Annotated in this window: 21 protein-coding genes and 1 pseudogene; 6 read left to right on the top strand and 16 right to left on the bottom strand. The window is 68.9% G+C overall.

Features of this window, described 5'->3' with window-relative positions:
* The gene (locus A5663_RS20550; RefSeq protein WP_068153545.1) at positions 1–1755 is read left to right on the top strand and encodes an ABC-F family ATP-binding cassette domain-containing protein; all 1755 of its coding nucleotides are present in this window, start codon (positions 1–3) and stop codon (positions 1753–1755) included.
* Here the strand turns inward: A5663_RS20550 and argH are convergent.
* From argH to A5663_RS20490, 12 genes are all read right to left on the bottom strand, one after another.
* Entirely contained in the window at positions 1752–3164 is a 1413-nt protein-coding gene (gene argH, locus A5663_RS20545; RefSeq protein WP_068153539.1) for an argininosuccinate lyase, read from the bottom strand. The genes A5663_RS20550 and argH overlap by 4 nt on opposite strands.
* Positions 3165–3246: 82 nt before the next feature.
* Positions 3247–4446 (bottom strand): argininosuccinate synthase, encoded by a 1200-nt coding sequence (locus tag A5663_RS20540; RefSeq protein WP_068153537.1) that lies wholly within the window; start codon positions 4444–4446, stop codon positions 3247–3249.
* Complete coding sequence (locus A5663_RS20535) at positions 4446–4940, bottom strand: arginine repressor (protein ID WP_068153534.1); 495 nt, start codon at positions 4938–4940, stop codon at positions 4446–4448. Before A5663_RS20535 ends, A5663_RS20540 begins: the two co-directional genes overlap by 1 nt.
* Positions 4937–5866, bottom strand: a complete 930-nt coding sequence (gene argF, locus A5663_RS20530; RefSeq protein WP_068153531.1) for an ornithine carbamoyltransferase — start codon at positions 5864–5866, stop codon at positions 4937–4939. The genes A5663_RS20535 and argF overlap by 4 nt, the downstream gene beginning before the upstream one ends.
* Positions 5863–7032, bottom strand: coding sequence for an acetylornithine transaminase (locus tag A5663_RS20525; RefSeq protein ID WP_082974280.1), 1170 nt, complete (start codon positions 7030–7032; stop codon positions 5863–5865). Before A5663_RS20525 ends, argF begins: the two co-directional genes overlap by 4 nt.
* Positions 7029–7901 (bottom strand): acetylglutamate kinase, encoded by an 873-nt coding sequence (gene argB / locus A5663_RS20520; RefSeq protein ID WP_068153527.1) that lies wholly within the window; start codon positions 7899–7901, stop codon positions 7029–7031. Before argB ends, A5663_RS20525 begins: the two co-directional genes overlap by 4 nt.
* On the bottom strand, positions 7898–9106 hold the full coding sequence (argJ, locus tag A5663_RS20515) for a bifunctional glutamate N-acetyltransferase/amino-acid acetyltransferase ArgJ (protein ID WP_068153525.1): 1209 nt from the start codon (positions 9104–9106) through the stop codon (positions 7898–7900). The genes argB and argJ overlap by 4 nt, the downstream gene beginning before the upstream one ends.
* Positions 9103–10137, bottom strand: a complete 1035-nt coding sequence (gene argC / locus A5663_RS20510) for an N-acetyl-gamma-glutamyl-phosphate reductase (protein ID WP_068153522.1) — start codon at positions 10135–10137, stop codon at positions 9103–9105. The genes argJ and argC overlap by 4 nt, the downstream gene beginning before the upstream one ends.
* A 41-nt stretch (positions 10138–10178) precedes the next feature.
* On the bottom strand, positions 10179–12680 hold the full coding sequence (gene pheT / locus A5663_RS20505) for a phenylalanine--tRNA ligase subunit beta (protein WP_068153520.1): 2502 nt from the start codon (positions 12678–12680) through the stop codon (positions 10179–10181).
* Positions 12680–13723, bottom strand: a complete 1044-nt coding sequence (gene pheS, locus A5663_RS20500; protein ID WP_068153517.1) for a phenylalanine--tRNA ligase subunit alpha — start codon at positions 13721–13723, stop codon at positions 12680–12682. The genes pheT and pheS overlap by 1 nt, the downstream gene beginning before the upstream one ends.
* A gap of 7 nt (positions 13724–13730) precedes the next feature.
* Complete coding sequence (locus A5663_RS20495; protein ID WP_068153514.1) at positions 13731–14510, bottom strand: rhomboid-like protein; 780 nt, start codon at positions 14508–14510, stop codon at positions 13731–13733.
* Positions 14511–14519: 9 nt separating this feature from the next.
* Positions 14520–15392: an adenylate/guanylate cyclase domain-containing protein gene (locus A5663_RS20490; protein WP_068153511.1), complete on the bottom strand. Its 873-nt coding sequence runs from the start codon at positions 15390–15392 to the stop codon at positions 14520–14522.
* Between the two features lie 214 nt (positions 15393–15606).
* Here A5663_RS20490 and A5663_RS20485 point away from each other — a divergent pair, with 214 nt between their 5' ends.
* The 3 genes and pseudogenes from A5663_RS20485 to A5663_RS20480 all read left to right on the top strand — a co-directional run bounded on the left by A5663_RS20485 (position 15607) and on the right by A5663_RS20480 (position 17878).
* Positions 15607–16641 carry an oxygenase MpaB family protein gene (locus tag A5663_RS20485; protein ID WP_068153508.1) on the top strand — a complete coding sequence of 345 codons (1035 nt, stop codon included), beginning with the start codon at positions 15607–15609 and terminating at the stop codon, positions 16639–16641.
* Positions 16642–16770: 129 nt separating this feature from the next.
* Positions 16771–16845, top strand: a pseudogene (locus A5663_RS23880) (hypothetical protein); the annotation flags it as partial.
* 40 nt (positions 16846–16885) lie between these two features.
* On the top strand, positions 16886–17878 hold the full coding sequence (locus A5663_RS20480) for an acyl-CoA dehydrogenase family protein (protein ID WP_369816677.1): 993 nt from the start codon (positions 16886–16888) through the stop codon (positions 17876–17878).
* Here the strand turns inward: A5663_RS20480 and A5663_RS20475 are convergent.
* From A5663_RS20475 to infC, 4 genes are read right to left on the bottom strand one after another with little or no spacing between them, the layout of a single operon-like run.
* Positions 17871–18626 (bottom strand): RNA methyltransferase, encoded by a 756-nt coding sequence (locus A5663_RS20475; RefSeq protein ID WP_068153501.1) that lies wholly within the window; start codon positions 18624–18626, stop codon positions 17871–17873. The two genes, A5663_RS20480 and A5663_RS20475, sit on opposite strands and share 8 nt — an antisense overlap.
* 23 nt (positions 18627–18649) lie before the next feature.
* Entirely contained in the window at positions 18650–19039 is a 390-nt protein-coding gene (gene rplT / locus A5663_RS20470; protein WP_068153495.1) for a 50S ribosomal protein L20, read from the bottom strand.
* A 37-nt stretch (positions 19040–19076) separates the two neighbouring features.
* Positions 19077–19271 (bottom strand): 50S ribosomal protein L35, encoded by a 195-nt coding sequence (gene rpmI, locus A5663_RS20465; protein ID WP_064346257.1) that lies wholly within the window; start codon positions 19269–19271, stop codon positions 19077–19079.
* Positions 19272–19291: 20 nt separating this feature from the next.
* Positions 19292–19879, bottom strand: a complete 588-nt coding sequence (infC, locus tag A5663_RS20460; RefSeq protein ID WP_082974286.1) for a translation initiation factor IF-3 — start codon at positions 19877–19879, stop codon at positions 19292–19294.
* A 218-nt stretch (positions 19880–20097) separates the two neighbouring features.
* On the opposite strand from infC, the gene A5663_RS20455 reads away from it, so the two are divergent.
* On the top strand, positions 20098–20436 hold the full coding sequence (locus A5663_RS20455) for a DUF1844 domain-containing protein (protein WP_068153487.1): 339 nt from the start codon (positions 20098–20100) through the stop codon (positions 20434–20436).
* Between the two features lie 44 nt (positions 20437–20480).
* Positions 20481–21741: phosphatidylglycerol lysyltransferase domain-containing protein (locus A5663_RS20450; protein WP_156744581.1), on the top strand; the 1261-nt coding region annotated here is incomplete at its 3' end.

The following is a 21741-nucleotide window of genomic DNA, read 5'->3' as shown; positions in this document are numbered from 1 at the left end:
ATGGCGAACCTGATCAATGTCGAGCGCGCGACGGTCGGCTACGGCACCCGCACGCTTCTCGATGCGGTCAGCCTGGGTATCGACGAGGGCGACGCGATCGGCGTCGTCGGACGCAACGGCGACGGCAAGTCCACGCTGCTGCAGATCTTGACGCTCACCCGCGAGCCGGACTCGGGCCGGGTCACCCACACGTCGGGTCTGTCGGTGGGCTACCTCCAGCAGAGCGACGACTTCGCCGCCGACGCGACGGTGCGCGAGGTGATCGTCGGCGGCAGGCCCGATCACGTATGGGCCGCCGAACCCAACACCCGCGACGTCGTCTCGCATCTGCTGGCCGGCGTCGCGCTCGACGGTGCCGTCGGGCATTTGTCCGGCGGCGAGCGCCGACGGGTGGCGTTGTCGGCGGTGCTGATCGCCGGCCACGACATCCTCGTGCTCGACGAGCCGACCAACCATCTCGACGTCGAGGTGATCGGCTGGCTGGCCGAGCATTTGAACCGTCGCAGCGCCAAGGCGCTGGTGGTGGTGAGCCATGACCGGTGGTTCCTCGACGCGGTGTGCACCAGGACGTGGGAGGTGCACGACGGCGCGATCGACGGCTACGACGGCGGCTACGCCGCCTACGTTCTCGCGCGGGCCGAGCGGACGCGACTGGCCGCGGGCACCGAGGCGCGTCGGCAGAACCTGATGCGCAAGGAACTCGCCTGGCTGCGTCGCGGGCCGCCGGCGCGCACATCGAAGCCGAAGTTCCGCATCCAGGCCGCCAACGACCTGATCGCGAACGAGCCGCCACCGCGGGACTCGCTCGTGTTGCAGAAGTTCGCCACCACCCGGCTCGGCAAGGACGTCTTCGACCTGCATCGGGTGCGGCTCGAGGCGGGTGACACCGTGGTGCTCGACAAGGTCGACTGGTCGATCGGACCGGGCGCGCGCATCGGGTTGGTCGGCGTCAACGGGACGGGCAAGACGACTGTGTTGCGACTGCTGGCCGGTGAGCTCTCGCCGGCAGCGGGCACGATCAAGCGGGGCGCCACGCTGAAGATCGGGTACCTGAGCCAGGCGCTCGCAGAACTCGACGGGGCCGAGCGGGTGCTCGACGCCGTCGAGAACCGCCGCCGTGTCACGGAACTGGCCGGTGGCCGGGAGATCAGCGCCGACACGCTGCTGAGGGACTTCGGATTCACCGGAGACAAGTTGACCGCGCGGGTGGCGGAGTTGTCCGGCGGGGAGCGTCGCAGGCTGCAGTTCCTGCGGCTGCTGCTCGACGAACCGAACGTGCTGCTGCTCGACGAGCCGACCAACGATCTCGACATCGACACGTTGACCGTCATCGAGGACTATCTGGACGGGTGGCCGGGCACGCTGATCGTCGTCACGCACGACCGCTACTTCCTCGAGCGGGTCTGCGATGTCACCTACGCGTTGACCGGTGGAGGCCGCTGTCAGCTGCTGCCCGGCGGGATCGAACAGTACCTTTCAGATCGCGCCGCTGCCGCCGGTACGCCGTCGTCCGCGCGGGCCGAAGAGCCATCCGGTGAGTCGGCGTCGGCGCGGGAGCGCCGCACGGGCAAGGAGATGGCGCGCATCGAGGGCCAGTTGGAGAAACTCGACGAGCGGATCGCCTCGATGCACGAGGCGATGGCCGAGGCGGCTTCCGACCATGTCCGTGTTGGCGAGCTCAACGGTGAGCTGCAGGAGTTGTTGAGCCGCAAGGAATCTCTCGAGGAGGCGTGGCTGGCGGCCGCGGAGGGTTAGCGGCGTAGCCGCTGCCGCAACGTGTCGGCGGTCTCGCGCACCACGCCGAGTTGCTCGGCGACCCGGGTCGGTGCGGTGCCGCCGCGGGCGTCGCGGGAGTTCACCGAACCCTCGACGCTGAGCACTTCGCGCACCTCAGGTGTCAGCTCCGGGTGGATGGCGGCGAGTTCTGCGTCCTCGAGATCTTCCAGCCCCACACCGCGCGCCTCCGCGGCACGGACCGCGGCGCCGGCCGCCTCGTGGGCGACCCGGAACGGTACTCCCCTGCGCACCAGCCATTCGGCGATGTCGGTGGCCAACGTGTATCCGAGCGGCGCGAGTTCGGCCATCCGATCGACGTCGAACCGCAGCGTCGCCACCAACCCCGTCATGGCCGGCAACAGCAGTTCCAGCTGCGCGACGGAGTCGAACACCGGTTCCTTGTCCTCCTGCAAGTCCCGGTTGTAGGCCAGCGGCTGGGCCTTGAGTGTGGCGAGCAGCCCGGTGAGGTTTCCGATCAATCTGCCTGCTTTGCCGCGGGCCAACTCCGCGATGTCCGGATTCTTCTTCTGCGGCATGATCGAGCTGCCGGTCGACCAGGAGTCGTGCAACGTGACGTAGCCGAACTCCGTTGTGCTCCACAGGATGATGTCCTCGGCCAGCCGCGACAGGTCCACGCCGATCATCGAGAACACGAATGCCGCCTCCGCGGCGAAGTCCCGCGATGCTGTGGCGTCGGCGGAGTTGTCGGCCGCCGCGTCGAAACCCAGATCGTCGGCGATCGCGTCAGGGTCGAGGCGCAGCGACGAGCCGGCCAGCGCACCGGAACCATAGGGCGACACCGCCGCCCGCCTGTCGAAGTCGGCGAGCCGGTCTACGTCGCGCAGCAGCGGGTGCGCATGCGCGAGAAGGTGGTGCGCAAGCAGGATCGGTTGTGCGGACTGCAGATGCGTCTTGCCGGGCATGATCGCGGTCGGATGGGCGGCGGCCTGGGCTGCCAGGGCGTCGACAACTTCCAACGCGCCGTCCGCGACGCGCCTGATCGCGTCGCGCAGCCACATCCGAAACAGCGTGGCCACCTGGTCATTTCGCGACCGTCCCGCCCGCAGGCGGCCGCCGAGTTCCGCGCCGACCCGGTCGATCAGCCCGCGTTCCAATGCGCCGTGCACGTCTTCGTCGGTCGCCAGCGGACCGAAGCTGCTGTCGGCGACTTCCGAGGCAAGTGCGTCCAAGCCCGCGATGAGGCCGTCACGTTGCTCGTCGGTCAGCAATCCGGCGTTATACAAGACCTGTGCGTGCGCCTTCGAGGCTCGGATGTCATACGGCGCGAGCACCCAGTCGAAGTGGGTCGACTTGCTCAGCGCCGCAAGGGCGTCGGACGGTCCGTCGGAGAACCGACCGCCCCACAGCGAACCTTCATTTGTGCTCACTCGACGCCTCGCGACCGTGCACAAACTGCCGAATTTGCGCGGCGTGTCGTGTGCAAACACGCGCGCTCGCGCAGACGGGGGGTCATGTGGCGAGGTCTCTGCGCGCGGAGATGCTCGACGACAGGCCGTGGATCTGGACGAAACCGCGGGCCGCGGACTGGTCGAACGTGTCGCCCTCGTCATAGGTGGCCAGGTTGAAGTCGTACAGCGACTCGGCGCTGCGGCGGCCGTTGACCGCGATGTGCCCGCCGTGCAACACCATTCGGATCTCACCGGTGACGTGCTGCTGGGTGTTGGCGACGAACGCCTCCAGCGCGGTCTTCAACGGCGAGTACCACAGCCCGTCGTAGACCAGTTCGCCCCACTTCTGGTCGGTGCCCCGCTTGAACCGGCCGAGTTCACGCTCGAGCGTGACGTGCTCGAGTTCGGTGTGGGCCGTGATCAGCACCATCGCGCCCGGCGCCTCGTAGATCTCGCGGCTCTTGATGCCGACCAACCGGTCCTCGACGACGTCGAGCCTGCCGACCCCCTGCTCGCCGGCGCGGCGGTTGAGCTCCTCGATCGCCTGCAGCACGCTCACCCGCCGGCCGTCGATCGAAACCGGTACTCCGCGTTCGAAACCGACAATGACCTCGTCGGGCGTGCTCCAGTTGAGTGTCGGGTCCTCGGTGTAGTCGTAGACGTCCTTGGTGGGCGCGTTCCACAGGTGCTCGAGGAAGCCGGTCTCCACCGCCCGCCCCCACACGTTCTGGTCGATTGAGAACGGCGAGCGCTTGGTCACGTTGATCGGGATCGCGTTCTCCTCGGCGAACGCGATCGCCTTCTCCCGCGTCCACGCGTAGTCGCGCACGGGCGCCAGCACCTCGAGATCCGGTGCCAGCGAATTGAATCCGACCTCGAAGCGCACCTGGTCGTTGCCTTTGCCGGTGCAGCCGTGCGCGACGATGCCGCCGCCGTGCTCGCGCGCCGCGCTCACCAGATGCTTGACGATCAACGGCCGGCTCAGCGCCGATACCAGCGGATAGCGGTCCATGTACAAGGCGTTGGACTGGATTGCGGGCAGGCAGTATTCGTTGGCGAACTCGTCGCGGGCGTCGACGACGACGGCCTCCACCGCGCCGCAGTCCAGCGCTCGCTTGCGCACGACCTCCATGTCTTCGCCGCCCTGACCGAGGTCGATGGCGACGGCGACTACCTCGCGTCCGGTCTCCTTGCCGATCCAGCTGATCGCCACCGACGTGTCCAGACCGCCGGAATACGCCAGGATGACGCGTTCGGACATCAGCAAGTCTCCTTCGTTCGAATGCTCTCGAGTTTTGTCGCCAGTTCGGCGCCGGTCATCGGCTCACGCGCGACGACGAGGATGGTGTCGTCGCCGGCGACGGTGCCGACCACGAACGGAAGTGCCGCGCGGTCCATCGCGCTGGCCAGATAGTGTGCCGCGCCCGGCGGGGTCCGCAGGATGGCCAGGTTGGCGCTCGCGTCGGTCGACACCAGCAACTCGGCGAGCAGCCGCGACATCCGTTCCGTCCCACCGGAAACGCCGCGCACCGGGCTGCCGTCCTCGGGGACGACGTAGACGCCGACGCCGCCCGCCGCGCCGCGAAGCTTCACCGCACCCAGCTCTTCGAGGTCACGAGACAGCGTGGCCTGGGTGACCTCGATGCCCTCGTCGGAAAGCAAGGTGGCCAATTCCGTTTGGCTGTGCACCGACCGCGACGACAGGATCGCCACGATGCGGGCTTGCCGCCCAGCCCTGGTCGCCGCGGACGTCATCGCTCTCGCTCCAACAGCCACACCAGCAGCGCCTTCTGCGCGTGCAGCCGGTTCTCAGCCTCGTCCCACACCGCGCTGTGCGGTCCGTCGATCACGTCGTCGGTGATCTCTTCACCGCGGTGCGCCGGAAGGCAGTGCAGCACAACAGCATCCCCATCGGCACGGGCCAGCAGGCCGGTGTTGACCTGATAAGGCTGAAACGGCCCCACCCGGTCCAGGCCGTCGTTCTCCTGGCCCATCGACGTCCACGTGTCGGTGACGAGCACGTCGGCACCGTCCGCGGCCGCACGGGCGTCCGCCGTGACCGTCACTGTCGCACCGGTTTCGGATGCCCGCTTCTGCGCGGCCTCGACGAAGTCGGGATGGGGCTGGAAGCCGTCGGGCGCGGCGACCGTCACGTGCACGCCCGCCGTCACCCCGCCCAGCATCAGCGAGTGCGCCATGTTGTTGGCGCCGTCACCGAAGTAGGACATCCGCAAGCCCGCCAGCTTGCCCTTGCGCTCGGCGAGCGTCTGCAGGTCGGCCAGCACCTGGCACGGATGGAAGTCATCGGACAGGGCGTTGACGATCGGCACGCCGGCCACTGCCGCCATCGCGGTGAGCCGGTCCTGGGCGAAGGTGCGCCACACGATCGCCTTGACGTAGCGCGACAGCACCCGGCCGGTGTCCTCCAGCGTCTCGTCCCTGCCCAGCTGGGTGCTGCGGCCATCGACCACGACGGCGTGCCCGCCGAGTTGGGCGATGCCCAGCTCGAAGGAGAACCGGGTGCGGGTCGAGTTCTTGTCGAAGATGACCGCCACGCCGCTCGGGCCCTCCAGCGGCCGACGGCTGAACGGCTGCGCCTTGAGCTCGGCCGCCAGCGCCAGCACCTCGGCCTGTTCGGCGGGGCTCAGGTCGTCGTCGCGCAGGAAATGCCGCACCGTCATGACGCCGCGCCCTTGTCGAGGACGGCTGGGAGCGCGGCGAGGAACCCGTCGATCTGGGCCTCTGTGATGACCAGCGGCGGCGCCAACCGGATCACGTCGGGTGCCGCGGCGTTCACCAGGTAACCCGCGTGGCGCGCCGCGGCCTCCACCGCTTTCGCCGACTCCGCGGTCAGCACCACACCGCGCAGCAGCCCACGGCCTCGGACATGGTCGACGAGCGGATGGTCCAGCGCTTCGATGCCCGCCGCCAATGACTTGCCGAGCACGTCGGCATGGCCGATCAGGTCCTCGTCGGCCAGCACCCGCAACACAGCCAGCGCGGCGGCGGCGCAGACCGGGTTGCCGCCGAACGTGCTGCCGTGCAAGCCCGGCGTGAGCAGGTCGGCCGTCGCGCCGGTTGCCATGCATGCGCCGATCGGTAACCCGCCGCCGAGCCCCTTGGCCAAGGTGACGACGTCGGGGGTGATGCCGTCGTGCTGGTGTGCGAAAAACGCACCGGTGCGGCCCATTCCGGTCTGCACCTCGTCGAGCACGAGAAGCGCGCCGTGCTGCGCGGTGATCTCCCGCGCCGCGACGAGGTAACCCGCGGGCGGGACCACGACTCCGCCTTCGCCCATGATCGGTTCGAGGAACACCGCGGCGGTCTCGCCGTCGACAGCGCGCGCGAGTTCGTCGACGTCGCCGTACGGCACGTGCGTGACGTCGCCGGGCAGCGGCGCGAACGGCGCCTGCTTCGACGGCTGTCCGGTCAGCGCCAGCGATCCCATCGTGCGGCCATGGAAGGCACCCTGTGCCGCAACGATTTTCGTGCGACCGGTGAGGCGTGTGATCTTGAATGCGACTTCGTTCGCCTCCGTCCCGGAATTGCAGAAGAAGACCCTCGCGTCGGTGCCGAGCAGGCCGACGAGCGCTTCGGCCAGCGCGACGCCGGGTTCGGTCGCGTACAGGTTCGACGTGTGCCCCAGCGTATTGAGTTGCGTTGTGACCGCCTCGATCACGGCCGGGTGGCGATGGCCGAGGACGTTGACCGCGATGCCGCCGAGCAGGTCCACATAGGACTTGCCGTCGGTGTCGGTCACCACGGCACCGTCACCGCTGGACAACGCGAGCGGCGGAGTGCCGTAGTTGTCCATCATGACGGCCTGCCATCTCTCAAGCAGACTCACCGGCCCACCACCTTCGTGCCCGTACCTTCGTCGGTGAACAGTTCGACCAGCACACAGTGCTCGACGCGGCCGTCGATGACGTGCGCGCTCGGCACCCCGCCCGCGACGGCGCGCAGGCAGGCTTCCATCTTCGGGACCATGCCGGTCTCCAATACGGGCAACAGTTGTGTCAGTGCGGCGGAGTCGATCTCGCTGACCAGTGAGCCGCGGTCCGGCCAATTCGTGTACAGACCCTCGACATCGGTGAGCATCAGCAGCTTCTCCGCGCCGAGCGCCTCGGCCAACGCGGCGGCCGCGGTGTCGGCGTTGATGTTGTGCACGACGCCGCCGGTGTCCGGGGCGATGGTCGACACCACCGGAATCCGCCCTGCCGCAATCAGATCCAGCAGCGATCCGGCGTTGACCTCTCCGACGTCGCCGACGAGGCCGATGTCGGTGGCCACGCCGTCGACCATGACGTCGCGCCGCACGGCGGTGAACAACTGCGCATCCTCACCGGTGACACCGACGGCGTAGGGTCCGTGCGCGTTGATCAGGTTCACGAGCTCACGGCCCACCTGACCGAAGAGCACCATCCGCACTACGTCGAGCACCTCCGGGGTCGTGACCCGGAAGCCACCCTTGAAATCCCCCGGGATACCCAAGCGATTGAGCATCGCGCTGATCTGCGGTCCGCCGCCGTGCACGACCACAGGGTGCACGCCGCAGTTGCGCAGGAACACCATGTCGGCGGCGAAGGCGCTCTTGAGCACGTCGTCGGTCATCGCGTTGCCGCCGTACTTGATCACGACGATCTTGTTGTGCAATTGCTTGAGCCATGGCAGCGCCGCCGCCAGAACCTGTGCCTTGAGTGGGGTTTCGACGCTCATGAGCTGTAGGCCGAGTTCTCTTCGACGTACCCGTGCGAGAGGTCCGTGGTGCGCACCGAGGCCTGCGCGCTGCCTTCACCGAGGTCGATCGCGACGATGATGTCCGCTCCGGACAGGTCCACTTCCCGCGCGCCGGGACTGGGCGCGTTGTCCTGCCATACCGGAATCTCGTTGAACGACACGGTGATCCGCTCGGCATCCACTCTGAACGGAGCCATGCCGATGGCCGCGAGCACCCGCCCCCAGTTGGGGTCGGATCCGAACAGGGCGGTCTTGACCAGGCTGTCGCGCGCCACGAGGCGGGCGCCCAGCAGCGCGTCGTCCTCGCAGACGGCGCCCGTCACGGTGATGACGATGCGCTTCGTCACCCCTTCCGCGTCGGCCTGCAGTTGTCGGCACAGGTCGTCACACACGCGCAGCACCGCGTCGTCGAGTTCGCTCTGGCTGGGCGTGATCTCGCTCGCGCCGGAGGACAGCAGTAGCACCGAGTCGTTGGTGGAGCAGCTGCCGTCGACATCGAGGCGGTCGAAGGTGAGCGCGGCCGCGTTGTTCAGCGCGGCGCGCAACGCATCCGGACTGGCGACCGCGTCGGTGGTGATGACGCACAGCATGGTCGCCAGCGAAGGAGCGATCATGCCGGCGCCCTTGGCCATTGCTCCGACGGTCCAGTTGTCCGCGTGGTGCAGGGCGACCTGTTTGGGCACGGTGTCGGTGGTCATGATGGCCCGCGCGGCTTCCTCACCGCCGGTGAGGCCGCCGGCCAGCTCATGCACGATCTCGGTCACCCCGGGCAGCACCTTGTCCATCGGCAGCCGGTCGCCGATGAGCCCCGTGGAGCAGACCGCCACCTCGATCGCACCGGTCTCGGTGCCCCAGTCGCTCAGCGCTTCTGCCACCGCCTCCGCGGTGGCGTGGGCGTCCTGAAAGCCCTGCGGCCCGGTGCAGGCGTTGGCGCCGCCGGAGTTAAGGATCACCGCGCGCAGCCGGCCGGTGGTGAGCACCTGCTGACTCCACAGCACCGGCGCCGCCTTCACCTGGTTACGGGTGAACACGCCGGCCGCCGCGTAGTCCGGCCCCTCGTTGAACACCAGAGCGAGGTCGAGCGCGCCGGACGCCTTGATCCCAGCCGCGATCCCGGTCGCGCGGAAACCCTCGGGCGCGGTGACGCCCTGGGTGCGGACGAGCCGGGTCTCGGTTGACGTCACGGCGCCACCCCCACGATCGAAAGCCCTGCTGTCTCCGGCCAGCCCAGTGCGAGGTTCATCGACTGTACGGCGGCGCCGCCGGTGCCTTTGACCAGGTTGTCGATCGCGACGACTGCGACCAGCGTGCTCGCTTCCTCGTCGACGGCGACCGCGAGCTGCACGGCGTTGCTGCCGAGCACCGCGCTCGTCTTCGGCAGCTGGCCTTCGGGTAGCAGGTACACGAACGGCTCGGCGTCGTAAGCGTTTTCGTATGCGGCGCGAATCTCCGCCGGCGAAGCCGTGGTGCGCGCCGTGCAGGTGGCCAAGATCCCACGCGAAGTCGGTATCAGCACCGGTGTGAACGACACGGTGACGTCCTTGTCGGTGACCGCTTTGAGCCCCTGGGCGATCTCGGGGGTGTGCCGGTGCTTGCCGCCGATGTTGTACGCGCGCGCCGATCCGATCACCTCGGCCCCGAGCAGGTCCGTCTTGGCGACCCGGCCCGCGCCCGAGGCGCCGCTGACCGACACCACGGTCACGGCGGGTTCGACGAGGTCTTCGGCGACCGCCGGCCACAGGGCCAGCAGCGCCGCCGTCGGATAGCAGCCCGGGACCGCGACCCGCTTCGCGCCGCGCAGCCGGTCGCGGGCGCCGGGAAGCTCGGGGAGGCCGTACGGCCAGGTTCCCGCATGCTCCGAGCCGTAGAAGCGCTGCCAGGCGGCGGCGTCGGTGAGCCGGAAATCCGCGCCGCAGTCGATGATCAGCGTGGCGTCCCCCAGACGCTCGGCCAGCTGCGCTGAATACCCGTGCGGCAGACCGAGAAAGACGACGTCGTGCCCGCTCAGGATCTCGACGTCGGTCGCCTCCAACACCCTGTCGGCCAGCGGCAACAGGTGCGGATGATGCTCCGCCAGCGTGGTCCCGGCGCTCGCAGCGGCGGTCAGCGCCCCGATCGTCAGGCGCCCGTCGGCGTACGCCGGATGGCCGAGCAGGAGACGAAGAATCTCACCGCCGGCATATCCACTGGCACCGGCCACCGCCACAGAAACCATGCGTCCAATTCTGCATGGTTATGCAGCTAGCCGCAAATTCATTACTCGCCGCGCAGGACGGCGCCGACGCGCTCAGCCGCTGCCTGCACGGCCGCCTCGCGAGCGGCGCTCGCCTCATCCTCGGTCAGCGTGCGATCGGCGGCACGGAACCGCAGCGCGAACGCCAGCGACTTACGGCCCTCGCCGATCTGCGGGCCGGTGTAGACGTCGAACAACCGCACGTCCTCGAGCAGCGGCCCCGCGCCGGCCCGCACGGCGTCGACCACGCTGGCCGCGGCGACGTCTTCCCCGACGACCAGGCTGATGTCCTGGAACACGGCCGGAAACGGCGAGACCGACGGCGCCGGCAGCGTCTCGACGATCGGCACAGCGTCCAAGTCCACCTCGACGGCGCACGTGCGCTTCGGCAAGCCGGACCGCTCCACGACCGCGGGGTGGAGTTCACCGGCGTGCCCGACGACCACTCCGGTCTCGCTGTCGCCCAGTACCACCTCGGCACACCGGCCGGGGTGCCACGGCAGATACTGCGCCGGCCGCAGGTGCAGTTCGACGCCGGCGGCGCGGGCGATGACCCGCACCGCCTCGAACGCGTCACTGGCCTGCACGGGACGCCCGGGACCCCACGGTCCCGCGGGCTCGCGCAGCCCGGCCAGCACGGCGGCGACGTGCTGCGGCTGCCTGGGCAGCGACGCGTCCAGTGCCGCGATTTCGTCAGCGTCGGGACGCCGGCCTGCGGGGATCCGGTCGACACAACCGCTTTGTGCCGTGGGCTCGACCACCTGCTGCACGGCGAACAGCGCGACGTCGTTGGCTCCGCGAGAAACGTTGCGGCTCAACGCCTCCAGCAGACCCGGCAGTAGCGTGGTGGCCAACTCGGGGCGGTCGGACTCCAGCGGGTTGAGCACCCGGGTCGTCGTCCTGCGAGGATCGTCGGCCGGCAGCCCCCAGTCGTCGAACACGCCCGCGGGCAGGAACGGAGTCGGCAGCACTTCCACGTAGCCGTTGAGCCCCAACGACTTTCCGATCGCGCGGCGGCGCTTCTGCAGCGCTGTCAGGCCGCGACCGGCAGGCGCCTTGGGCAGGACCGACGGGATCACCTCGAGGTCCTCGAGGCGCAACACCTCTTCGACGAGGTCGGCGGGTTGACGAAGGTCCGGCCGCCAACTCGGTGGCCTGGCCGTCAACTGGCCGTCGCTGACGGCGACGTGCGCGCCGATCTGGGCGAGTCGCCGTTCGGCGGTCCCCGCGGCGTAGTCGACGCCCGCGGTGCGGTCGGGCAGGTCGATCGCCATGGTGACCGGCGGCGGCGACCAGTCGTCGCGCGGCGGCTCGCCGCGCCAGTCGGTCAGCACCGGTTCGATTGTGCCGTGAGCGATTTCAGCCAACAGCCGGGCACAGCGGTCCAGCGCGGCCACCGAGATCGCCGGGTCGACAGTGCGTTCGTATCGGCGGCCCGCCTCGCTGTACAGGCGCAGCCGCCGCTGAGTGCGCGACACCGCTGCCGGGTCCCAGACCGCGGCCTCGAGCAGCACATCGGTGGTGCTCTGGCGCACCTCCGTGGTGCCTGCGCCCATCACACCGCCGATGGCGGCGGTGGCGACGTCGTCGACGATCAGCACATCGGCGGGGTCGAGGCGGCGTTCGACGTCATCGAGGGTGATGACCGTCTCCCCCGGTTCGGCGAAGCGCACCTTGAAGCCGCCGGAGACCAGCTTGCGGTCGTGGGCGTGCATCGGATGGCCGAGTTCGAGCATCACGTAGTTGGTGACATCGACCGCGGGCGAGATCGACCGGATACCGGACAACATCAACCGTCGCTGCAGCCACCACGGCGACACGGCACCCGGGTCGATGCCGGACACCGGCCGCAGTCCGAAACGCAGCACACCCGTTCCCGGTTCGACGGTGACCGGCAGCGCCTCGCGCTCGGCGGGCAGCGGCGCCACCCCAGCGGGATCGACGAAGTCCAGATCGTAGGCGGTCGCGATCTCGCGGGCCATGCCCCGCACCGACAGGCAGTACCCGCGGTCGGGAGTGATCGCCAGGTGGAACACGACATCGTCCAGACCGAGCACCTCGGCGGCCGGTGTGCCGGGCTCGGCAGTCCCGGCGGGGAGCACCAAGATGCCGGACTGGTCCGCGCCGAGGTTGAGTTCGGCCGTCGAGCAGATCATGCCGTCGGAGACGCGGCCGTAGGTCTTGCGGCTGGCGATCGTGAAGTCGCCCGGCAGCACAGTGCCGGGCAGGGCCACCACCACGAGTTCGCCGATCGCGAAGTTCGTTGCGCCGCAGACGATGTCACGCAGCTCCGGCTCTCCAACGTCGACTTTGACGGCCCGGATGGGCTTCTTGAACTCGGTGAGCTCTTCGATCGCGGCCACGCGGCCGACGGTCAGCGGGCCGGTCACCGGACCGACCGGGATGACCTCTTCGACCTCATGCCCGATGCGGATCAACGTCTGCTCGAGTTCGTCGGGGGCGACGTCCCACCCCGGCGCACCGGCCTGCACGACGTCGCGCAGCCAGCTGTACGGCAGCCGCATCAGGCTCCAACCCCGAACGGCAGCGAGAAGCGGACGTCGCCCTCGACCATGTCGCGCATGTCCGGAATTCCGTTGCGGAACTGCAAAGTGCGCTCCAGCCCCATGCCGAACGCGAAACCGGAATATACGTCGGGGTCGATCCCGCAGCCGCGCAACACATTCGGGTGCACCATGCCGCAGCCGCCCCATTCGACCCAGCCCGGACCGCCCTTCTTGTTTTCGAACCAGATGTCGACCTCCGCCGACGGTTCGGTGAACGGGAAGAAGTGCGGCCGAAACCGGGTTCGGCCCTGAGGGCCGAACTCCGAGCGGGCGAACGCGTCCAGCGTGCCGCGCAGGTGCGCCATCGTCAGTCCCTTGTCCACCGCGAGACCTTCGACCTGGTGGAACACCGGCGTATGGGTGGCGTCCAGTTCGTCGGTGCGAAACGTGCGACCGATCGAGATGATGTACACGGGCAGCTCGCGCTCCAGCAGCGCGCGGATCTGCACCGGTGAGGTGTGCGTGCGCAGCACCTGCCGGCAGTCCTCCGGAGCGATGTGGAAGGTGTCCTGTTCGCTGCGCGCGGGGTGGTCGGGCGCGAAATTCAGCGCGTCGAAGTTGAACTGCTCGGTCTCGACCTCGGGGCCCTCGGCCAGCTCCCAGCCCATCGCGACGAACGTGTCGGCGATGCGCTCGGCCAGGATCGTGATCGGGTGGCGGGCACCGACCGGTCCGCGCGTCGACGGCAGCGTCACGTCGATGCGTTCGGCCACCAGCACCGCGGCATCCCGCTCGGCCCGCAGCTCGGCCAACCGCTCGTCGTAGCCGCGCTGCGCCTCCGCGCGCGCGACGTTCACCCGCTTGCCCGCGTCGGCCCGGTCGGCCTTGGCCAGCGCACCGAGTGACTGGCGGGCCAACGCAATCGGTGAACGGTCCCCGAGGTGCTCGGTTTTCGCCCGGGCCAGCGCGTCGAGATCGCCCGCACCATCGAACGCACGGCGAGCCGCGCTGACAGCCTCGGCCAGCGCTTGTTCGGACAGGTCTACGGGCTGCTCAGCCACCCGGCGATCATAGGGGATGCTGCGACGGCGCTTCGAACGCAGATCTGCGGTCCGAGAGCACCGCTAGCGCACCGGAGGCGGCGGCCGTCAGCCCGCCGGCCATCGCGACCACCGTGGTCCAGCCGGGGGTGACCAGCAGCACGTAGCCGAACGCCACCGCGACCGCCAGCAGCAGGCACCGCACCGGCGTCCACGGGCCGGCGCGACCGAAACGGATGCTCACCAGCATGCCCAGAGTCAGCCCGACCGCGTGCCCGACATCGGTGAAATCCTGGTCGAACGCGACGGCCGCGATTCCGATGGCCAGCCACCAGCCGATCCAGCCCGCTCGCCATCGCAGGGGGATCGCCGCCGTGAGTGACCCGAGAACGGCGGCCGCGCCGTAGCTCACCCCCACGTCGGAGACGCGCGCCATCGAATCGGGTAACCACGCCTGTTCGATGCCGGCCGTCAGCACGGCCGCCACGACGAGCGTGGCACCGACGTGTCCGGCAGCGAAGGTCACCAGGAGCCGGGTGCTACCCCAGAGCAGTTCGGCCAGCGCCAGCAGGCAGATCAGGCCGGGCAACCACAGGTACATCGGCCCGGCGTCGACGACGAACGCACTCCCGACCAGGGTGCCGACGTGTCCGTGCGCAAGGTTGTGCAGGTTCGTGCTGGCGTGACAGATCGCCCGGTCCTTGACCCGCGGCGGAAGCCAGAGCAAGGCCGACGTCACCGCTGCGAGGATCACCGCGTACGCGACGGTCACCCGCACCTGCGCCAGACGCCCGAGCCAGCCGACCACGGGATTCCACTATTCCCCCGCCGAGGTGTCCTCGCCGTTTCCGCCACCTGTAAATCGGCTGGGGGTTTTCAGGCGGTACATCACGAAGTCGGCGGGCACGCCGTCCTGCTTCGGTGCGAACACCTGCCTGCGGACGCGTTTTGCCACCACGCCCAGTGACTCGAATTCCTCGGCGGAGATCCGGTCCAGCGTCGCCTGTGACACCACCAACTCACCGCGGGTGGCGCGCTCCATCACCCGGGCCGCGATGTTGACGTCGACGCCGAGCCAGTCCGACCCGATCCGCTGGGGGCGGCCGGTGTGCACGCCGACCCGCATCCGCGGCGTGTACCCGTCGATGTCGACGTCTTTGACCGCTTCACGTGCGGCGATAGCGGCCCGCACCGCCGTCGGCGCGTCGTCGAACACCGCCATGATGCCGTCGCCCAAGCGCTTGACGATCTGCCCGCCGGCCTCGAGCATCGGTGGTTCCACCACCTGGGACACGCGGCGCAACAGCCGCAGCGTGGCGTCGTCGCCGGCGTCCAGCGACCACGCGGAAAACCCGACGATGTCGGTGAAGACCAGCGTCGCCTCGCGGTTGGCGGGCTTGCCCGAGACGCGCTCGGTGACGGCCTGCCACACCTGCAGCGCGCCGAGGCTCACCTCTCGCGACGCCGCTTCCCGCTCCAGCAGCCGGTCGGCGGCCCTGGCGGCCGCACTGGGACCACCCACGCCGGACGCCGACAACGGGTCACCGAAGTCCGGGTCGCCGGGCAGCGCGCGTCGCGCCCGCCGCAGGAAGGCGATGACGGACGGGCTGTGGTTGGTGTTCTTCAGCCATGCCAGCGGCGACCGTTCGCCGATGCTGCCGGATCGCTCATCGAACGACTCGGCATCCACGGGGTCGAGCCTATGCGGCCGTTCTTCGGGGCGGCAAACGAGCGGCGGCGATCACCGAGCTCACCGGCAAAGGGGCTGGTTACGACGTTGTGGCCGGTCGATGGAGGGTCGATAACACTGCTGCGCCACACCCCGCCAAGTTGTAGACAACGTTTGTTGTCAACATTATCGTGAACCCACCGGTCACGACGAGGAGCCAGGCAGCGAGGTCCCGATGACGCTGACATCGACACCCGACGAGACACGCGGCCGCGCCCATCCCCTCGGCCCGGACTCCTTGACGTGGAAGTACTTCGGCGACCTGCGCACCGGCCTGCTCGGCGTGTGGATCGGGGCGGTCCAGAACATGTACCCGGAGTTGGGCGCGGGCGTCGAAGACCACTCGATCCTGCTGCGCGAACCGCTGCAGCGCGTGGCCCGCTCGGTGTACCCGATCATGGGGGTGGTCTACGACGGCGACCGCGCCGCGCAGACCGGTGAGCAGATCAAGAGCTATCACCACACCATCAAGGGCACGGACGCCGATGGCCGTCGCTACCACGCACTGAACCCCGAGACGTTCTACTGGGCTCACGCCACGTTCTTCATGCTGATCATCAAGACCGCCGAGTACTTCTGCGGCGGCCTGACCGAAGCCGAGAAGCGCCAGCTGTTCGACGAGCACGTGCAGTGGTACCGCATGTACGGCATGAGCATGCGGCCGGTGCCCGGCAGCTGGGAGGAGTTCTGCCGGTACTGGGACCGCAAGTGCCGCGAGGAGCTGGAGATCAACCGCGCCACGCTCGACATCTTCTCGATCCGCATCCCCAAGCCGTGGTTCGTGCTGATGCCGACGGGCATCTGGGACCAGCTGTTCAAGCCGATGGTCGGCGCGCAGCGGTGGATCGCCGCGGGTGTCTTCGACGAGGCGCTGCGCGAGAAGGCGAACATGCGGTGGACCCAGGGCGACGAGGTGCTGCTGCGCTTGTTCGGCAAGCTCGTCGAGTTCGCGTTCGTCGCGGTGCCCGATGAAATCCGTTTGCATCCAAGGGCTTTGACGGCATACCGGCGCGCCCAGGGTCGTCTTCCCGCCGACGCGCCGCTGGTCGAGGCGCCGGCCTTCATGGCGCCGCCGGACGACCGGCGCGGCCTGCCGATGCACTACCTCCCGCCCCGCAAGTCGCTGCTGGACCGCGCCGGTTCTCTGGTGCACACGACGTTCTCTTTGGCGGGGCTGCGTCCGGCCCGCGGACGGCATAAGGCAGCCTGAGTGCATGCTCGAATGGTCTGATGTCGATCTCGCGGTGCGCGATGCCGTGCGCGAGTTCGTCGACAAGGAAATCCGCCCGCACGTCGACGCGCTGGAAAGCGGCGAGATGGAGCCCTACCCCATCGTCCGCAAGCTGTTCGCGACGTTCGGCATCGCCGAGATGGCGCGCGACTCGCTGAACAAGCGTCTCGCCCGGTTGCGTGACGGCGAAGGCTCGTCGGAGAAATCGTCCGGCGGCGGCGGCATGTTCGGCGAGGGATCCGGCGGCATGGGCTTCGTCGTGGTCAGCGAGCTGTGCCGGGTTGCGATGGGCGTCGTCACCGGGATGGGCGTGAGCCTCGGGCTGACGGTGCCGACGATCATGAGCCGCGGCACGCTCGCCCAGCAGGAGCGCTGGCTGCCCGATCTGGTCACCTACGACAAGGTGGGCGCATGGGCGATCACCGAACCGGACTCCGGCTCCGATGCCTTCGGCGGCATGAACTCCTACGTCGTGCGCGACGGGGATGACTACATCCTCAACGGCCAGAAGACGTTCATCACCAACGGGCCCGACGCCGACGTCGTGGTGGTGTATGCCAAGCTCGACGAGCCGGGGGTCGAGAAACGCGACCGCAAGGTGCTGACCTTCGTGCTGGACCGCGGCATGGCGGGCTTCGTGCAGTCGAAGCCATTCCGCAAGATGGGGATTCACAGCTCGCGCACCGGCGAGCTGTTCTTCAACAACGTGCGGCTGGGCCGCGACCGGCTGCTCGGCGAGACCGAGGACAACGCGCAGGGCGACGGCCGGGCCAGCGCGCGGTCGAACTTCTCCGCGGAGCGGATCGGCGTCGCCGCGATGTCGCTGGGTGTCATCGAGGAGTGCCTGCGGCTGTGTGTCGACTACGCCAAGAGCCGCACGCTGTGGGGGCAGGAGATCGGCCAGTTCCAGCTGATCCAGCTGAAGCTCGCCAACATGGAGGTTGCCCGAATGAACGTGCGCAACATGCTGTTCCGGGTCATCGAGGCATCGCAGACCGGCACTGCCATCTCGCTGCCGGAGGCCTCGGCGATCAAGTGGTACTGCTCGCAGGCCGCCACGGACGTCGCGATGGAGGCCGTGCAGCTGTTCGGGGGTAACGGCTACATGACCGAATACCGCGTCGAGCAGTTGGCGCGCGACGCCAAGTCGCTGATGATCTACGCCGGCAGCAACGAAGTGCAGATCACCCACGTGGCACGCGGGCTGCTCAGTTAGCGCGATGCGCCCGGGCGCTCTGGTACAGGCAGATCGCAGCGGCCGAGGCGACGTTGAGGCTTTCCGCGCCACCCGGCATCGGGATGTGCACGCGGTGCGTGGCCGCGGCAGCCACATCGGCTGGCAGGCCGTGCGCTTCTGGGCCGAACAGCCACGCCGTCGGCGTCGACAGCGCGACGTCGTCGAGCGAAACTTCGCCGTCGACCGTCGTGGCCAGCATCTGCAGGCCGGCGTCGTGCAAGGAGGTGACGACAGCGCGCGCGTCGGCGACCTCAGGCCCGGTGACGACGGGGATCGAGAAGATGCTGCCCGCCGACGACCTCAGGCATTTGCCGTTGAACGGATCGACGCTGTGGCCTGCCAGCACGACCGCGTCGGCGCCCATCGCGTCGGCCACCCGGATCAGCGTGCCCGCGTTTCCCGGTTCGGAGATCTCCACCGCCACCGCGACAAGCCGCGGCGAACCGGACAGCACGTCGCCCAGCGAAGTCTGCGGCAGCGCGCACACGGCGACGAGGCCGACCGGAGTCACGGTCTCCGACAACGCTTTTGCCGCGCGGTCGGTGACGAGATGCACCGGCGCGCCGGACAGCATCGAACCGAAGCGGTCGAGCGCGGCTTCGGTGGCGAACACCTCCGTGACGAGTCCGCGCCGCAACGCCGCCTCGACGAGGTTGGGTCCTTCGGCGAGGAAGCGCTCGGCGCGGCGTCGTCCTACATGACGGTGCAGCTTGACCGCTGCGACCACCCGGGCGGAGCGTTCGGTGAGCGTCAGGCAGCCTCGCCCGACGGCGCGTTCACATCAGCCGGCAGCGCACCCTTGGCGACCTCCACCAGCGCGGTGAACGCCGCCGGATCGCTCACGGCGATCTCGGCAAGGTTCTTGCGGTCCACCTCGACGCCGGCGGCCTTCAGGCCCTGGATCAGCCGGTTGTAGGTGATGTCGTTCGCGCGGGCCGCGGCGTTGATGCGTGAGATCCACAGCTTGCGGAACTCGCCCTTGCGGGCGCGCCGGTCGCGGTAGGCGTAGTTGAGCGAATGCAGTTGCTGCTCTTTGGCTTTGCGGTAGAGCCGCGACCGCTGTCCCCGATAGCCCTTGGAGGCCTTGAGTACTGTGCGCCGCTTCTTCTGGGCGTTGACTGCGCGCTTGACGCGTGCCATGGGAGTTTCCTTCGTTCAGGTCGTACGAGTTGGTCGATCAGCCGTTGAGCATCTTCTTGATGCGCGCGTTGTCGGCGGCCGACACGACGGTGCGGCCGTCGAGACGACGGGTTCGCTTGCTCGGCTTGTGCTCGAGCAAGTGGCGACGGTTGGCCTTCTGGCGCACGATCTTTCCGGTTCCGGTGCGCCGGAACCGCTTGGAAGCGCCGCTGTGGGTCTTCGCCTTGGGCATATGTCCTCTGCTCTGTTGTGCTAACTGGGTCTGTCAGGTGCTGCGGCCGGCTCTGCTGAGCTTTCGGCCTGCTGGGCCGCCTTGGCGCGAGTCTTCGCGCCGCGGTGCGGGGCCAGCACCATCGTCATGTTGCGGCCGTCCTGCTTGGCGGACGTCTCGACGAAGCCGTAGTCGGCGACGTCGGCGCCCAGGCGCTGCAGGAGGCGGAAGCCCAACTCGGGCCGCGACTGCTCGCGTCCGCGGAACATGATCGTCACCTTGACCTTCGACCCCGCCTCGAGGAAGCGGATCACGTGACCCTTCTTGGTCTCGTAGTCGTGCGGGTCGATCTTGGGACGGAGCTTCTGTTCCTTGACGACGGTCTGCTGCTGGTTCTTGCGAGACTCGCGCGCCTTCTGAGCCGTCTCGTATTTGAACTTTCCGTAGTCCATGATCTTGCAGACCGGCGGTTTCGCATCCGGCGCTACTTCGACGAGATCGAGATCGGCATCCGCGGCGACGCGGAGTGCATCTTCGATGCGCACGATGCCTACCTGCTCACCGCCCGGTCCGATCAGGCGAACTTCCGGTACGCGAATGCGCTCGTTGACGCGGGTCTCAGTGCTGATGGGGCCTCCTACTGTTGTCTTAAAGGAGCCCACTTCCGTCGACGCTCTGCTCTATCGAACAGAAAGGCCCTGCTCACAGCAGGGCCCACAGCCGACCAGGACAGGCATCGGATGCCTGTGACCGGACCGCTGAGCCGGTGTGGCCAGCGGTGGGAGCGGGACTCCACTTGCTGTCCCTGGCGTTCGCCGGGACGGTCGCGCGTGCCAGTCTAGCAGCCATGACCGATGACTCGAACGTTCGAGACCTGGCCGACATTCCCGCGGTGGAGGTGATCACCCGGTCAGCGGTCATGCTGATGAGCGCTGCTGCGGAGAAGCTCGGTCTGTCGGCGGCCGATCCGGACGACAGCCCGCACCGCGATCTCGACGAGGCGCGCAGGCTGATCACCGCGCTGGCCGGGCTGGTCACCGCTTCGGCCGAGTACCTCGGCCCGCATGCCGGACCCGTGCGCGACGGGCTGAAGACGCTGCAGCTGGCGTTCCGGGAAGCCAGCGCGGCCCCCGACGAACCCGGCCACGGTCCCGGCGAGAAGTACACCGGTCCCGTCTGGCCGTGAGTCGGCACCCATTTCACAGCCCGACCGAATATCGTCGAGGGCCTATGACCGTCGCGAGCCCGCCCGTCGCCCACCGCAGGTCCGCACACCGGTGGGTGCCCGCGGCGGCGGGCTGGACCGTCGGCATCATCGCCACGCTCTCCTTGCTGGCGAGCGTCTCGCCGTTCGTGCGGGCGCTCATCCGCGTCCCGCGCGAGTTCGTCAACGACTACATCTTCAACTTCCCCGACACCAGCTTCGCGTGGGCGTTCGTGCTCGCGCTGCTGGCCGCGGCGCTGGCAGCACGCAAACGGATCGCGTGGTGGATCCTGCTCGGCTACATGGTGGCGGCGATCGGCTGGAACGTCGGCGCGCTGGTCGCCCGCGACGAGTCGGTGATGCCGGAGATTGGCGAGGTCATCGGGCTCGTCTTCCACATCGCCGCGATCCTGTTCCTGCTGCTGGCCCGGCATGAGTTCTGGGCGAAGGTCCGCCGCGGCGCGCTGCTCAAGGCGGCCGCCGTCCTGGTGGCGGGCATGGCGGTGGGCACGGTCATCGGGTGGGGCATGCTCGAGCTGTTCCCCGGCTCGCTGGCCCGCCCGGACCGGTTCTGGTACGCGCTGAACCGGGTGAGCGCGTTCGCCGGTGCGGACTCGTCCAACTTCTCCGGGCATCCGCACGTGCTTGTCAACGCCTTGCTCGGGCTGTTCGGCGCGCTGGCCCTGATGATCGCGGCGGTCGTGCTGTTCCAGTCCCAGCGTGCGGAGAACGCGCTCACCGGCGAAGACGAGTCCGCGCTGCGCGGACTGCTCGAGCTGTTCGGCAAGAACGATTCGCTGGGCTACTTCGCGACGCGCCGCGACAAGGCGGTCGTGTTCGCCCCGAACGGGCGCGCTGCGATCACCTACCGCGTCGAGGTCGGCGTCTGCCTGGCCAGCGGCGATCCCGTCGGCGACCCGAGGGCGTGGCCGGCGGCCATCGAGACGTGGCTCGCGTTGTGCCAGGCCTACGGCTGGGCGCCGGGAGTGATGGGCGCCAGCTCGGACGGCGCGGAGGCGTTCCGCCAGGCCGGCCTCAACGCCTTGCAACTGGGTGACGAAGCCATCCTGTATCCCGACAACTTCCGCCTCTCCGGACCGGACATGCGCGCAGTGCGCCAGGCGGTGACACGCGCTCGGCGCGCGGGCGCCAGCGTCCGCATCCGCAGGCACCGTGACCTGGGCACCGACGAGATGGCCGACGTGATCTCCCGCGCCGACGCCTGGCGCGACACCGACGACGAGCGCGGCTTCTCGATGGCGCTGGGCCGGCTCGGTGATCCCGCCG

This window comes from Mycobacterium sp. E740 (genome assembly GCF_001672895.1).
Classification (GTDB): domain Bacteria; phylum Actinomycetota; class Actinomycetes; order Mycobacteriales; family Mycobacteriaceae; genus Mycobacterium.
The sequence above is the reverse complement of the archived record's forward strand: the minus strand, read 5'-3'. Positions and strand labels throughout refer to the sequence as shown.